Annotated in this window: 11 protein-coding genes and 1 riboswitch; of the genes, 6 read left to right on the forward strand and 5 right to left on the reverse strand. The window is 40.5% G+C overall.

Annotated features, from left to right (window positions below; translation table 11 throughout):
* Positions 1–14 precede the first annotated feature (14 nt).
* A complete protein-coding gene (locus HDF25_RS22690) occupies positions 15–2,249 on the reverse strand; it encodes a heavy metal translocating P-type ATPase (protein WP_184628696.1) in 2,235 nt (744 codons plus the stop codon).
* Positions 2,250–2,446: 197 nt separating this feature from the next.
* Between HDF25_RS22690 and HDF25_RS22695 the strand changes: the two genes are divergently transcribed.
* The 6 genes from HDF25_RS22695 (at position 2,447) to HDF25_RS22720 (ending at position 9,163) form a co-directional block, all read left to right on the forward strand.
* Positions 2,447–3,766 carry a serine hydrolase domain-containing protein gene (locus tag HDF25_RS22695; RefSeq protein ID WP_184628697.1) on the forward strand — a complete coding sequence of 440 codons (1,320 nt, stop codon included), beginning with the start codon at positions 2,447–2,449 and terminating at the stop codon, positions 3,764–3,766.
* A 355-nt stretch (positions 3,767–4,121) separates the two neighbouring features.
* Positions 4,122–5,207 (forward strand): hypothetical protein, encoded by a 1,086-nt coding sequence (locus HDF25_RS22700; protein ID WP_184628698.1) that lies wholly within the window; start codon positions 4,122–4,124, stop codon positions 5,205–5,207.
* A gap of 41 nt (positions 5,208–5,248) precedes the next feature.
* Complete coding sequence (locus HDF25_RS22705) at positions 5,249–5,797, forward strand: DUF4833 domain-containing protein (protein ID WP_184628699.1); 549 nt, start codon at positions 5,249–5,251, stop codon at positions 5,795–5,797.
* A 76-nt stretch (positions 5,798–5,873) separates the two neighbouring features.
* Positions 5,874–6,440, forward strand: coding sequence for an RNA polymerase sigma-70 factor (locus tag HDF25_RS22710; protein WP_317618246.1), 567 nt, complete (start codon positions 5,874–5,876; stop codon positions 6,438–6,440).
* Between the two features lies 1 nt (position 6,441).
* Positions 6,442–7,422 (forward strand): FecR domain-containing protein, encoded by a 981-nt coding sequence (locus tag HDF25_RS22715; RefSeq protein WP_184628700.1) that lies wholly within the window; start codon positions 6,442–6,444, stop codon positions 7,420–7,422.
* A complete protein-coding gene (locus tag HDF25_RS22720; protein ID WP_184628701.1) occupies positions 7,415–9,163 on the forward strand; it encodes a hypothetical protein in 1,749 nt (582 codons plus the stop codon). Before HDF25_RS22715 ends, HDF25_RS22720 begins: the two co-directional genes overlap by 8 nt.
* A 57-nt stretch (positions 9,164–9,220) precedes the next feature.
* Here the strand turns inward: HDF25_RS22720 and HDF25_RS22725 are convergent, their stop codons facing one another.
* The 4 genes from HDF25_RS22725 to HDF25_RS22740 all read right to left on the reverse strand — a co-directional run bounded on the left by HDF25_RS22725 (position 9,221) and on the right by HDF25_RS22740 (position 14,780).
* Positions 9,221–10,555 carry a DUF5074 domain-containing protein gene (locus tag HDF25_RS22725; protein ID WP_184628702.1) on the reverse strand — a complete coding sequence of 445 codons (1,335 nt, stop codon included), beginning with the start codon at positions 10,553–10,555 and terminating at the stop codon, positions 9,221–9,223.
* An 8-nt stretch (positions 10,556–10,563) separates the two neighbouring features.
* Complete coding sequence (locus HDF25_RS22730) at positions 10,564–11,481, reverse strand: PKD domain-containing protein (protein WP_184628703.1); 918 nt, start codon at positions 11,479–11,481, stop codon at positions 10,564–10,566.
* A 21-nt stretch (positions 11,482–11,502) separates the two neighbouring features.
* On the reverse strand, positions 11,503–12,636 hold the full coding sequence (locus tag HDF25_RS22735) for a YncE family protein (RefSeq protein ID WP_184628704.1): 1,134 nt from the start codon (positions 12,634–12,636) through the stop codon (positions 11,503–11,505).
* A gap of 107 nt (positions 12,637–12,743) precedes the next feature.
* On the reverse strand, positions 12,744–14,780 hold the full coding sequence (locus tag HDF25_RS22740) for a TonB-dependent receptor plug domain-containing protein (protein ID WP_184628705.1): 2,037 nt from the start codon (positions 14,778–14,780) through the stop codon (positions 12,744–12,746).
* Between the two features lie 90 nt (positions 14,781–14,870).
* A riboswitch (cobalamin riboswitch) is annotated at positions 14,871–15,063 on the reverse strand.
* Positions 15,064–15,067: the final 4 nt, after the last annotated feature.

Raw genomic sequence — 15,067 nt, forward strand, 5'->3', positions numbered from 1 at the left:
TTGTGTTTATAAAATTAATTTAATTTGATAAGTTTTAATCTCAGGCTGTTCCCAACTACAGAGACAGAACTGAGTGCCATTGCAGCTCCTGCAATCATTGGATTGAGCAGAAAGCCATTAACCGGATAGAGTATTCCTGCAGCCAGGGGTATACCAATCAGGTTATAGATAAACGCCCAGAACAAATTCTGGCGGATTGTTCTTACCGTAGCCTGCGAAAGCTTCAGTGCTTTGGAGACTTGTCTGAGATCTGAGGAAATCAGTGTCAGTTTGGCTACATCAATCGCAATATCCGATCCTTTGCCCATTGCAATAGATAAATCTGCCTGGGCCAGTGCCTGACTGTCGTTAATTCCATCCCCTATCATCGCTACAATTTTTCCTTCCTGTTGCAGGCTTTTCACAAAATCAGCCTTTTCTGATGGCAGTACGTCTGCCTTATAGTTTATAATTCCAACCTGTTCCGCAATAGCAGCAGCTGTAAAGGCGTTATCCCCTGTCAGCATGTAAACTGTCATTCCTGATTTTTGCAGCTCCTGTACGGCTTCTTTTGAGCCCGCCTTGATCTGATCAGCAATAGCAATGACAGCAAGCACCTGATCAGCGTTTGTAAAATAGATCACTGTTTTAGCCCCTTGTTGAAACCCGTGTACCACTTCCTGCAGTTTTACAGGAAGTATAGCCTGCTCTCCTTTCAGGATTTTATGGCTTCCGGCATAATACTTTTCTCCATCGAAAACAGCTTCAACACCTTTTCCTGTAAGACTTTTAAACTCTTTAATTCCGGCCGGTTTAACATTCGCAGCTTTGACATAGGCTACTACCGCTTCGGCCAGCGGGTGTTCTGACTGTTGTTCCATTGCCAGAAGAACCCCCAGCAGTTTTTCTCTATTTACATTTTCATTCTCAGTCCATTCCACTCCTGTAACTAAAGGTTTACCTTCAGTAATCGTGCCTGTTTTATCCAGCACCACAGTATCCACTTTATAACCCGATTCCAGTGCTTCCGCATCCTTAATCAGCATTCCGTTCTCCGCACCTTTACCAATACCAACCATAATTGCTGTCGGTGTAGCCAGCCCCAGCGCACAGGGACAGGCGATAACCAGCACAGTCACCATGGCCATCAGTCCCTGGCTCAGTTTATATTCAGCACCAAACAAGAGCCATATCCCCAAAGTAAGGACTGCAATAAAAAGAACTATAGGCACAAATATACCCGCGATCTTGTCCACCAGTTTCTGTACCGGTGCTTTCGAGCCCTGTGCATCCTGCACCAGTCTGATGATTTGTGCCAGTAGTGTTTCGGCACCTACCTTCTCCGCATGGAATTTGAAACTCCCTTTCTGATTGATTGTCCCTGCAAAAACCTGATCACCCGCTTCCTTCAAAACAGCTACCGGTTCACCACTGATCATACTTTCATCTACATACGATTTCCCTTCATACAACCTGCCATCCACAGGAATCTTATCCCCTGGTTTAACCAGCAGCCTGTCTCCGGCCTTAACCGCAGCAACTTCTATTTCTTCCTCTCCATCCGCAGTAATCAGCATGACTGTTTTGGGCTGCAATCCAATCAGTTTTTTGATTGCTGAAGAAGTATTTGACTTTGCACTCTCTTCCAGCAGCTTTCCTAGCATGATAAAAACAATTACTACAGCTGCTGCCTCATAATACACATGAGGATGAATACCTTTACTATGCCAGAACTCTGAAAAAAACGTATTAAAAACACTAAAAAGATAAGAAATCCCCGTACTTAGGGCGACCAGGCTATCCATATTTGCTTTTCCATGTTTTGCCTGTTTAAAGGCATTGATGAAGAAATTTTTCCCGAATACAAACAGCACCGGCGTAGTCAGCACAAGCATGTAGTAATTTGCATAAGGGATATCCATTAAAAACATTCCGATGATAACAACTGGCAGTGTAAGTATCCCTGCAAGAATTGTCCTTGTTTTTAAGGCACTATAATTTTTATGCTGTACTTCTTCCTGTTGTTCTTTCCCATTTAAGGTATCCAGGATCAGGTCATACCCTACAGACTGTAAGGCAGTCTGGAATTGTTCCGGTCCGGTACGTCCCTGTTTGTAACTAACTTTCACCTGTTGCGTCGCATAATTGACTTCTGCACTTTTAACCCCATCCTGAGCTTCCAGCATAGATTGAACACTTGAAGCGCAACTTGCGCAGGTCATCCCTAGTACTGGTAAAGAAATTGTTTGAAGTTTATCTGAATCTGACATCTCATTTAATTATAAGACAAAGATACGCCCCACCCGCTCCGAACACTTACATCATTTTGTTATAATTTTATAGAATAATGCATGTCTTACCGGATCCGTCCCCTCCCCTTTCCTTTGATTATAAGAATCTGTGGATATTTATTACAAAAACACCTTTCGGTAAATCTTTTTTCTTAATTTAATAAAAAATTAAATTTATGTACAAGAGACTCATTGCCGCAATAATCATTGGATTTTCACTATCATTTTCTTACGCTCAAAACATTGACAAACATAAATTAGACGATTACTTCAAGGCGCTTGAAGACAGTCATAAATTTATGGGGAGTGCGGCAATTTCGCAGAATGGAGAGCTCCTTTATACCAAGGCAATAGGTTATGCTGATATGGAGACCCATACCAGGCCCAATAAAGACACAAAGTACAGGATTGGTTCTATTTCAAAGACTTTTACAACTGTTTTAGTTTTCAAGGCTATTGAAGAAAAGAAGCTGAGTCTCGCGGAGAGCCTCTATGAATTCTTCCCCGCTATTAAGAACAGCCATAAAATTACCATTGCCCTGCTTTTGAGTCATAGAAGTGGAATTCATAATTTCACCAGCAATGATGATTATGAGAAATGGAATACGACAAAAAAATCCGAAAAAGAATTAGTAGATATCATTGTCAAAGGAGGAAGTGATTTTGAGCCAGATAGCAAGGCCTCCTATAGTAATTCTAATTTTGTGCTCTTATCATTCATCTTGCAGAAGATTTATAAAAAAGAATATGCTAACATCTTAAAAGAGAAGATCACCAATCCTATTGGCTTAAAAAACACTTTTTTTGGTGGTAAAATAAACCTGAAGGACAATGAGACCAATTCATATCGTTTTACAACCACCTGGAAAAAAGAAGCTGAAACAGATATGTCTATTCCATTAGGTGCTGGTGCGATTGTTTCAACTCCGACTGATTTAACAAAATTTGCAGAAGCTTTATTTGGCGGCCGTCTTATTTCCACTAAAAGTTTAGCACAGATGGAAACCATCAAAGATAATTTCGGGATGGGCCTGTTCAAGTTCCCTTTTAATGATAAAACAGGTTTTGGGCATACAGGTGGTATTGATGGATTCAGTTCAGTCTATGCTTATTACCCGTCCGATAAGATCGCAGTTGCTATAACTTCAAACGGTTCAAATTACGACAACAACGGGATTCTGATCACCTTGTTAAACAGCGTTTACAACAAACCAGTCATCATCCCTGATTTCTCAACGATTGAAGTATCAGATCAGGATTTAAATCAGTATCCCGGTATTTACACCAATAAAGAAGTAGCTGCAAAACTCACTATTACCAAAAGTGATAAATTATTGATGATACAACTGAACAGTCAGCCCGCTTTTCCGTTGGAGGCTAAACAAAAAGATAAATTTACTGCTGAACGAATAGGTGCGATTTTAGACTTCGACCTTCCTAAGAAGCAAATTATTGTCAAACGAGGAGGTGGTACGTTTATCTTTAATAAAGAATAAAAGTCCTTTTAGTACCTTTTTAACTTCAAGCCTGTCTAGATGCGATGCATTTAAACAGGCTTTTTTATTTGGTTTTATTTGGCACCTGCTTTTTTAGGCACCCTGCCTGGATTTAGAAAGTGATGTTACCCCCTTACTGTTTTGAGAATATTTTTTTTGCAGAGATATACCATTGTACCCGACCAAAACAGCCATGTCCTGATTAAGGGCCTTTATTTCTTCGCAGAAGGGATAAGCCAGCCCGAATCAGGGCATAGCTGTTTTAGCGGGCTAAAGAAGATCTCAAAAAATATTTCAAACCCACGTAAGGGTAAACCTCACGCACGGTGTCCCTTTGAGTAAATAGCTTATAAAAATGAAATCACTTTACACCAAACAAATCTTAAAAACAGTAGCCCTTACACTTTTCGCTACATCGCCCCTTTACGCCCAGCAAAAACCATCCAGAACTCATATCGGTTTAGTATATCCATTGAGCAGTAACGGGAGCCATGCCCCCTTAGACAGCAACACCTTCTCCCTTAACATCATTGCAGGTGTCTCTGCTGCCGAAGACGGCTTTACCCTCGCTGGCCTGACCAACATTATCCATCACAGTGCAAAAGGCGTTCAGATCGCCGGATTTTCCAACCACATTGGAGGCAATGCAGAAGGTACAAGAGTTGCCGGTTTCATGAACAACTCCGAAGATACCCAGGGAGCTTCTGTCGCAGGCTTCCTCAATATATCAAAACAAATGAAAGGCGCCCAGGTTGCTGGCTTTATGAATCTCGCCAAAAACACCAAAGGATTTCAGCTTGCAGGTTTTCTCAACAAAAGCGAAGACGCCTCTACACAGGTTGCCGGTTTTGCAAACCTTGCTAAGAACACCAAAGACTTCCAGCTCGCAGGTTTCCTGAACACCTCCAAAGATGCTTCTACCCAGGTAGCCGGTTTTATGAACGTCGCCAAAAAAGTTAAAGGTGTCCAGATTGCTGCCTTTATGAACATTGCTGACAGTTCCGATTATCCCATTGGCTTAATCAACCTGGTTAAAAACGGAGAAAAAAGCATAGGAGTAACCGTAGATGAAAACCTCACTACCCTTTTATCCTTCAGATCAGGTGGCAGAATCCTTTACGGAATTATCGGAATTGGTTATAATTTCAAGAACGACAAAGAAATCTACGCTATGGAAGCAGGTCTGGGAGCTCACCTGTTTACACACAACGCCTTCAGAGTAAACATTGAACTTGCAGCAGTATCACTCGAGAGCTTCAAAATCGGCAGGAGTTTAAAATCCTCTTTCAGGATCTTGCCCGCTTATAAAATCAGTAAACACATCGAAGTCTTTGGCGGACCCAGCTTAAAATTCACTACCATGAAATGGAGTAAAGAAGAAGAGAATATGAGCAAGGGACTTAAAGTCGGATGTACCGGAGGAATACAATTCATCCTGTAAAAACAGTAGTTCTTTAGTTTATCTACAAAATAACTCAGCTAATGACCTTGTTTAGTATTAGACAAACAGTAGTACCAATACTTCTTTTGCTTGTACAGTTATTTACTGTACAGACTTCCCGGGGGGAAGGCCTCCCTTCTCCCCGGATAGAAAACCTTCTGTTTTTTCTACAAAGAACTCCCGGTGCCAACATGGTTATCTATGAGCTAAATCTGAATGAAGATGGCACACTTTGCACCAAGGCACCAGTCAAGGCTTCCTGGATAAGAGAGACAGCACAGGGAGAGTTCAAAGAAATAAAAAGTATAGAAAACAAATATGCATATGGTGTATACAGCCATTACCTCGGAAATGATGAATATGAAATTCACTTTACAGCTTATCAAAAATTATCCTTATACCTCAAGCGTTCGGAAATTGATAACAAATACAAAATCTACATCAAAGACGAAGGCATGTCCTATCTTTTGAAAAGAATATTTATCATGATCAACAGAGGATCGCTGCGGTTTCCGAAGCTACAGTATATCGATCTGATTGCAGTAGACACTATAAACGGAAAAGAAATTTTACGAAGAATTAATATTTAATCTTTCAGGCCGCTACAAGAAAAAGAATTCTGATATCTTTGACGAAGACATACTCCAACTGGAATTAACCTTACCTGTGACACAAACTACTACTATACATTACGACGACAATGCCTTTGAACAATTGTTCAAAGCACATTATAAAGCCTTACACAGCTATGTGAACACCATGATCCGGGATGATGAAACAGCCGAAGAAATCGTGCAGAACAGATTCATGAAATTCTGGGAAAACCGCGAAATGCTGAATATCGAGACTTCTGTGAAAGCCTTTTTATATAAATGTGTCTATCATGATACACTCAATTTTATAAAACACGAAAAGGTAAAGTTACGTCATCAGAATTTTGCCATTCATACCAGCCAGGAAAGTGAATCGGCTGCACACCGGGTAGAATTAAGCGAACTCGAATCCCGGGTACACGAGGCCATGGAGGATCTACCCGAACAATGCAGACTCATTTTTCACCTAAGCAGGTTTGAAGAATTAAAATACAGAGAAATTGCCGACCAGCTCGGGATTTCGATCAAAACTGTAGAAGGCCAGATGGGAAAGGCTTTAAGAATAATGCGTTTAAAACTAGTAGATTTTTTAGTCCTCGTTTTATTAGGCATATGGTTTTACAAGGATTTTTTGAATTAAGATGGGTGATATAGATGAACTTTTAATAAAGTATTTATTAAACGAAACAAGTACAGAGGAGCAAACTCAGGTACAAAAGTGGATCACAGAAGATCCGGCTAATGAGACCTACTACGCTCATTTCAAAAAGATCTGGGAGACCAGTAAAAACCTTGAAAGCGTAAGCCAGATTGATGAAGAGGCGGCATGGAAAAAATTCAGATCAAAGGTATCTGCTCCTGCCGAACAGGAAACAGTTATTCTTCCAATCCGGAAGAAAAATTATAGCTGGCTCAAAATTGCCGCTGTATTTTTAATTGCAGTTGGTCTGTGGAGTACATACAGGTTGTATACAGCAGGTAACTATACGATGATCGATGCGAGTGCAAGTATTGTGACCAAAACTCTTCCAGACGGATCTGTAATTACCCTGAACAAGAATGCGATGATGAGCTACAACAGCGACTTCAACAATAACCGGTCAATTCATTTACAAAAAGGCGAAGCCTTCTTTAAAGTAACACCAAATAAAGAAAAACCATTTATTATTGATGCTGACAAGGTATCCATTCGTGTGGTTGGTACTTCTTTCAATGTTAAACATCTGAAAGGTGAGACCGAAGTCATTGTGGAAACCGGTATTGTTAAGGTGAGCATCGGAGATATGTATATCGAACTGCATAAAGGAGAAAAAGTGAGTGTAAAAGATGGCGCAACCAGCCTGACAAAAGAAATCAATAGTGATCAGTTATACAGTCATTACCGCAGCAAATTATTTATACTGAATAATACTCCGCTCTGGAAATTTGTTGGGACATTGAATGAAGTTTATAATGCAAATATTGCAATCCAGGATCCAAAGGTGAAAGAGATGACACTGAACACTACTTTTAAAGAAGAATCACTGGAAACCATTTTGCAGGTGGTATGTTCAACTTTAGATATCCAGCAGGTCCGCAGCCAGAACGGAATTCTGTTATCAAAAAAAGTGCAGCATGACTAAAAGACTACTCCTGCTCTTTTTCCTGTTCCTGATGATCGGTAAACTTTATGGACAACAACCCGTTCTGGCCGGGAATTTATCGAGAAGAGTCACCATACAGGTAAAAAACCAGAAAATCACTGAGGTGTTAAACCAGATCAGCAGAGCCGGAAAATTTTACTTCTCCTATCAGGGAAATCTTTTTAATACCGACAGCCTGGTCAATGTTTCAGTACAAAATGCAACAGTATTATCTGTTCTGGACGGATTATTCAAAGGCAAATTAGATTATAAGGAAAACGGGCAATACATTATTCTCCGGTCTGCGGCTCTCCATCTGACTATAGAACCCGAAAATATTACAACCGCTGTGGATTTATATCTGATCAGCGGTTATGTAGTAGATACTAAAACCGGCGCCAGGGTTAAACAGGCTAGTGTTTATGAGAAGAAACTACTACAATCAACATTGACTAATAATGATGGCTATTTTAAACTCCGTTTCAGGGGTGATTACAATGAAGTTATCCTGACCGCAAGTAAGGAGTCTTACCGGGATACAACATTAATCTTTCTTTCTAACATCACCATTAAACCCGAAGGTTATCAGGATACCACTTCCGCATCGAAAAAGTCAAGAGTGAGCAATATGGTAGAAAGCCTTGGGATAGGCAAGTTCTTTGTCTCTTCAAAACAAAGGATCCAAAGTTTAAATATAGGAGATTTTCTGGCCACCAGTCCGATTCAGACTTCTTTCACGCCTGGATTGAGTTCACATGGAATGATGAGTTCACAGATCATCAATAAAGGTTCTCTCAATATCCTGGGTGGTTATTCCGCGGGACTGAATGGAATTGAATTTGGAGTCGTATTCAATATGGAGAAAACAGATGTCCGTTATTTTCAGGCAGCCGGATTATTCAATATTGTCGGCGGATCTGTAGAAGGAGTTCAATTAGCCGGAGCCATGAATTCCGTGATTGGTAACAGTAATGCATTCATGGCTGCAGGTTTAGTTAATTCCGTCCGTAGTGATACTTATGGAGTACAGCTGGGGGGTGCCGTTAACCTGGTTAAAGGGAATGTAAGCGGTGTACAGGCTGCTGGTCTGTATAATTATGTCAGAGGGAAAGCCACTGGCCTGCAAATAGCTGCAGTAGCTAATATCACCAACGACCAGGTGGATGGTGTACAGATCGCTGGTCTGTTTAATTACGCAAAGAGACTAAAAGGTGTACAGTTCGGCCTGGTTAACCTTGCGGATAGTTCTTCGGGCTACAGTTTTGGTCTGATTAACCTGGTTAAGAAAAATGGGATTTGCAAAGTCAGTGTCTCGGCCAATGAATTGATGAATACCAATCTGAGCCTGAAGACCGGTACCAGAAAACTATACTCCATTTTAATGATCGGGCAGAATATTTCCAATACAGAAAAAATAGTGTCTGGCGGAATGGGATTAGGACATGAATTTCAGTTAGGTAAAAATTTATCCCTGGCAACGGAATTGTCATCTCAGTTTTTATATCTGGGTGATTCGAAAGACAGTCCGAGCCTGAATAAATTGCAGGCTAATCTGCAAATCAGGATTTTCAAGGGACTGACACTTTTCGGTGGCCCGTCCTATTCTATATATAGCTCGGATCAGCTTGCCGGTTCAGGTGTGAAAGGTTATAAACAACAGGTAGCCCCCAGCTATTCACACAAAATAAATGATACTACAAGGGGTTGGCTTGGCTGGAATGCCGGAATTACCCTGTTTTAAAAAACCCCTTTTACCGTAATGGTAAAAGGGGCACAAACACACCGCAAATTCTTTTAATTATCTGTGGTTAACAATAACCGCAGGGAAATAATAACCGTCATAAGTAACTGTCTTTTTAATCGCCGCAGTTACGGGATCATAAAAATACAGGTTGTTCACTTTAAAGTTTTCTCCAAATCCTGACTGTACAGTAGTTACCAGTAACTGATCAAGTTTCGCATTGTAACTGATACCAGCACCATAAACAATTTTACCTGCAGGAAGTTTTAAAAATGGGGCCTGTAGTGAAGCGTCATTTCCGGGAATGTATTTATAAATGTCAGTTCCTCCGCTGAAAGAACCATTTTTAGCAAAATACACCGCATTTTCCTTTGTTGAAGCTGTAATAGAACCCGGATGCCACGCTCCCCACGAACCAAACAGGTTAAAAGGAACTGTAATTGCTTCCACATCCAATGAGGGATTGATTTTCAACAATTTCGTACCGCCAGCTGCCCATACACTACCATCAATGGTACGTGTGAATCCAATAGTCGCACCAGCTATCTTTTTAACTACTGTATTATCTGCTGCATTCAGAATAACTACGCCATCAGTCTGTGAAAGCACAAAAATATAGTTACCTTCTTTGATCATATCCCCAACCTGTCCGCTGATACCGGTAATTTTCTGGCCTATAGCGAGGGTATTCAGATTCAATGGGAACACTCCCCCATTAGCACTGATCAATCCCTTATTATCATCGATCCCTACAAAAGAACGCCAGTCGTTACCTCCCTGACTTGGAATACGGGCCAGTTCTTTCATATTAAATTCATCAGTCACGACCATCGGGCCTCCCACTTTTGAAACCAGATAAAGTTTGTTCCTGAAAACCACACCAGATTCTAATGTGGAAGATTTAGGTTCCAGATCTTTCATTGGATTTTCTTTAACAAAGATGCTGTCTTCCATAGCACCCGTATCATAACGGTAGAAACTTACAGTTCCGGTTCCATGGCCAAACCATCCTTCGTTAATGATATAGAAGCCGTTTTCATACTTATCCCATACATGGATCTGATAATCAAGATCTACTTCACCACCTCCGGTTACTGCTTTGAAACTGATTTTATAATCTCCTTTATCTGTGGCTTTGAAAGTAAATACTGAGTCTGAGCCTAAACGCGCGCCATTAACTGTCCAGCTATAAATTGCATTTTTAGCATTGTTAATCTTTGGATGCAGGAATATCGTCTTGTTAAGGGTAACGGAATCTTTGGCTTTATAATCAGAGGCCCCTGAAACCTCAGGTTTAAGCAGGGGTTCTGGCTGATTGTCTTTTTTACAGGAAGCAAGTGCTAAAATAGATAAGCCGGCAAAAATAAGCGGCATTGATTTTTTAAAATTCATTGTATTGTTTAGTTGTTAATATTTAAATCTGCGGCACCTCTGACTTCTGTTGAAATCTCACCCAACATAGTATTACCTTTTTCGTTCTGACCTGTATACACTTTTACAAAATCTATAGTAGCAAGGTTTACAGGCTGACCATTACTGTTTACAGCCCAGGAAATATCAAATGAGTTATACATGTTGGTACCATAGTTATCACCTGTTGACCAGCTGTCTGAATATCCCCAGGCAAATGCACTGTTAATGTAGATATCGCCTGACATTCCCCAGGTTGATTTCAACAGAGTTCCTGTGAACGTAATACTTTCCTGATTTGGCGCAAACAAAGGGTAATAATTATGATTATGAAACCTGTTGAGTTCTACCTGTCCTGAATGCCCCTGATTATCTGTCCAATTTACATTAGCTGTAGCTTTGGGATTAGTATAGGTAATCTGATAGTTTTTAATGGTACCTGGTGAATTATATTCACTTCCTGCCAGTTCATACCACTGATCATCTGGCAAACCGTTTCCGTTAGTATCCTGACTGACCATCACAATTCCCGGTTCTGACCATTGGAGTACAGGCCCCAGAGGGTTACCGTAAATAGCCAGATCATATCCTTGTCTGTTCACCACAGAGTGATCAAATCCAAAAACAATATAACCACCATATCCACCTAAGGAAACCATTCCTGTATTGTTAACGTCACCTATAATACGTTGCGCTCCTGCCAGGCTTCCTAAACTTTCATTGATAAACTGTCCTGGCGCAGGTAAATAGTCGAATACCTTTGAAATAAATTTACTGCTCGCCGCAGTCACCTCTCTTACGGGAGCTGTTTTAACTTCATTATTAATATCTTTTTTACATCCAGTGAATGTAATTATGCCCATTAGTGCAATCATTAAGGGCTTTAAATTTGTTTGTAGAGGTTTCATCAGATTTATGGTTTAGGTTGATTAATAGACAAAGGCAAAATGTGCCGGGATATCACCTGTGGTGACCTGATATTTTTTGGTACCTGCCGGATTAAACATATATAAGGTGCCAGGCGAAACATAATCCTTGGCATCCGTCACGTAAACATCCTTGGTATAAGGATTAACTGCTATCCCATAGGGAACCAGAATTTCTTTATCCGTTCCGTCAGTAATAAATTTCTTATCTGTAAGCACTTCATCCTTCACGTTGATTATACCGTAGGAAATACTGTTCATTCCGGTCAGATAACTATATTCAGAGCTATAGTAATAAGCATAATCATCATCAATGGTCAGATTACTCACACCTATATCAAAGGTTTTCTTAACTTTTTCGGTTTTAGTATCAATGACAAAAAGTTTGGAAGGGACATCGTAATAATCGCCTCTGGAAGTCACATACAGATCGCCGTATTTATCTGCTTTAAGGCGGTGAAGGTTAATTCCTACATCGATTTTTTTGATTACCTGAAAAGTGTTCAGGTCTACCACTGCAACAGTCCTTTCATAGTTTTTCGGGCTGTATCCACCAGAATTAGCCACATATAGTTTCTCTCCTACAACTGCCAGCTCTTCTGGCTGACGGCCAACCTCTACTCTTCTCACTTCAGTCAGCGATGTTGTATCAATCTGAGCTACGATACCTTGTGGAGCATTAGGGTCACCTACCGAGCCCAGGTAAGCACTGACATAGGCTTTACCTTTGTGAAAGGTAATATACCGGCAATTCAGGATATCAATCTGCTTGATACGTTTGCCTGTTTTAACATCCATAACTTCTACCTTGTTCGAGACATTCACAACTACGTATAATTTAGAGCCGTAAACTCCTATATCATTCCCGACGTCACCCAATCCTTTAACAATTCCTGGATTGGCGGCATCATAAATATTCCGACGGTATAATCCAGTGGTCAGATCCATATAATCAAGAGAGGCTTTATTCATATTCATATTACCTTCATTGACCAGGTAAAAACCCTTGGCAGGCCCGGCAGCCGGTGGTACAACTTCAGTCTGCTCAGGGGCAGGCTGAGGGTCTTTCCGGCAGGAAAAAAGAGAGACTGATACTAGAACAGCCAGAGATAAACGATAAGTGATTTGTTTTTTCATCAGAGTATATATTGTTTTTTAATGGTGATTAAACTATCATGATTTTATATTCATTTATTTGTGTGATTTGAAAAATCATGATGGTTTCATTTCTTTATTGATTTGGTTTAATAGGTATAAGCTAGTGTGAAACGGTAAGAGCGGCCAGGCATAGGAAAATTGGCTATCACATCATAATATTGGTTCAACAGGTTATTAACTTCTGCTGAAAGCCGGATATTCGCTTTATGGATTGAATAATTGTAATGAAAGGCTATATCATGGGTATACCAGGCAGGAACATAATTATATACATTATTAGCACTTTGATTAAAGCGCTGTCCGGTATAGATATAGCTATAATTCATCGCATAGTTTTTCCAGTCTGCACCCAGAATGAAGGAACCGCTGTTCACAGGAATGTATGGAATCTGGTTCCTGTAGTTCAATTTGACACTGGTTACATTCAGCGCCTGCTGATAAGTATAGGTCAGCCCAGTATTCAGCTCCAGATCCTCTGTAATTCCCCAGGCTGTCTGGACATTTAAATCCAGTCCTTTAATTTCTACCAATCCAATATTCTGCATGCTCCAGCGGAACAGATTAGCTCCGGGAGCTGCAATGATCTTATCTTTAACTTTGTTATAGTAGACATCTGTCTGTAAGGAAACCTGCCGGAGCAGCTTATCTTTAAAGGCTTTGATGTAAGTCAACCCAAAATCATACTGTTTTGTATACTCAGGTTTAAGAAATGTACTTCCGATAGCAGTATAGTACAAATCGTTAAAGGTGGGCATCCTGAAAATGTTTTTATAAAAACTGCGCAGCCTGAACTCTTTTAAATCAAAAGGTTGCCAGGACACCATTATAGTAGGTGTGAGTTCATTTTTATTTCCGGCAGCATAATATTGTCTGACCTGGTCATTGACATAGGTACTTAACAGGTTGGCTTGTATATCTAGCTTTTTCCAGTGAAACTGTGTTGCCAGAGCAGTCAGAAAAGTGTTTCTTGTGGGATATGGAAAACGATAGAGATTTGCGTCCAGTGTATTACGCTGATAATCTCCGGAAAGGACTACATCCCAGAATGAATTGATATGATACCGGTTGGTCATCGACAAATAGAGTTCCTGCTGTTTAAACCTGTTATCCAATAACCCCTCGTCAGTTACAAAATCAGGGTCCAGAAATCTGGTGTAATCACTCGCGTATTTTGCCGAGGCCATCAGATTATACCTCCCCACCTCCTTCTTATAGGTAGACTGAATGAAAAAGTTCCTGTTCCACAAACGCTGTGTGAAATCATATTTGTTATTCACGATAGCACCCGGCAATCCCTGATTATCTTTATAGAAATAAGCTTTGGCAGTCCAGACACTACTGTCTGCCAGTTTACCCTGTAGTCCGGCTTCTACCCGCATCGTTTCTATATCTGCATTCCTGCGAACCAATGTGGTATCGTAAACCCCATCGGTATACCTGAATTTATATCTGCCATCAGATTTTTTATATTCTGTATTGATAGATGCGGAAACGGAATTACTTATTTTCTTTTGCCACAGCAGAGCAGGATTGATCAACGCAAATGAGCCAGTCTTGAATGCAGCCTTGAAATGGTCGGTCTGACCGTTTTCAAACAGCGGTTGTTTAGCATTCAGATACAGTGAGCTCCCGGAAGCAAAACCTCTGGCTGATTGAAATATGGTACTTTTCTGTCCGTTATAAAGTTCTATTTCATCAATATTATCTAAAGAGAACTTTCCCAGATCGACCTGGCCATTCTGTGCATTACCTAATTGTACACCATCATAAAACACAGCAGTATGGTTAGTCCCCATGCTCCTGACATTGATCGTTTTCAATCCACCTATCCCGCCGTAATCTTTAAGTTGTACACCAGAAAAGAAACGGATCGCATCTGCTACAGATAAACTATTGATTCTTTCGAGGTCTTTGCCCGATAAAATTTGTAAAGGAGAAGCGGAAAGCTGACGTTTACCCAATTTAATTGCGCGGATAGAAACTTCTTTCAGTTCATTTGCTTTTTTTACGGAATCTGTTTGTGCAGATACGCAACAAGGCACAGAAACCCCAATCCATACGACGATGGAAAAGGCATAAAAAGAATTAGAAATGCCTTCAAAGGCAAATTTTCTTTTGATCATTTTGTTGTGAGGGTTACCCACAGCAAACAGCAGATTAAGGAAATGATTACGTCATCAAGGCACTCACCCCTAGCTTCAATCCACGAAAGCTATGAAATTAAGGCTAGAGGCAGGTCTTCTGACTTACTCCCGGATATTCTGCCTTCCCAGTCTCATTGAGAGACAAGTGGCTGGATTTGAATTCCGTTACAGAGCTTACAGCTGCGGGACAGTTATGGATTTACACCATATTCCCTTTTAATCCTGACCAAGGTGACCAGGAACCAAAAGCGACGCAAATGTACTAA

The organism is Pedobacter cryoconitis, from assembly GCF_014207135.1.
Lineage (GTDB): Bacteria > Bacteroidota > Bacteroidia > Sphingobacteriales > Sphingobacteriaceae > Pedobacter > Pedobacter cryoconitis_D.